Annotated in this window: 1 protein-coding gene; it reads right to left on the reverse strand. The window is 42.4% G+C overall.

Annotated features, from left to right (window positions below; all coding sequences use genetic code 11):
- Nucleotides 1–58: 58 nt before the first annotated feature.
- Nucleotides 59–668: hypothetical protein (locus A3729_RS33705; protein ID WP_197476317.1), on the reverse strand; the 610-nt coding region annotated here is incomplete at its 5' end.

Raw genomic sequence — 668 nt, forward strand, 5'->3', positions numbered from 1 at the left:
CCCAATAAGTCTTTTTATATTTCTTCACTGTCAATATCCATTATTTAAGTGTTAATGCTTATTCCAATGAATAGCTTTTCTTTATCCCAAGAGCGCTGAATAAGTCATTCATTTGCTGACTAGCCACCTCACAGCTTAATGTTTCAACACGAATATCCGGCCTCAACCACTTGGCAGACAGCAAGGTTGTCGAGATATCGCCCAAAACAAGCACGTCATCTCCCAGCAGAGGCAAGATAAGCTCAAAGCCTATATTTTTATCGATACGGGTTGAACCTGGAAACATCTCATCGAGCAAGTCAAGGTTAGTACTCCTCGGGTGAGCCTTGACCCCAATGTCACGAGGGGAGAAAGTTTCTAACAATCGCTTATAGGCACTTGTTAGACTATCCGGCTGCCTCATATAACTAGCCTCATGAGGCAAAGTAATCAACACCTTAATCGCATCGAAACAGCTTAAATCGACCTTTCTATCATCAAGTAAACTTTTAGAAAGCTGTTTAAATTGATCAGATGAGAACAAATCTGTGTTGAGCGCTAAGCGCTTCTTTTCCTGCAACAGAGGGTGAGCATACTCAGGGAACGCCAAATAGGCTTTTGAAATCCAAGCAGAAGAGCCTATTGTCAGGGCGTTCTTCCACCAGGTTCCGTATACGAGTTTCTTAAGA

It is taken from the genome of Oleiphilus sp. HI0043 (assembly GCF_001634935.1).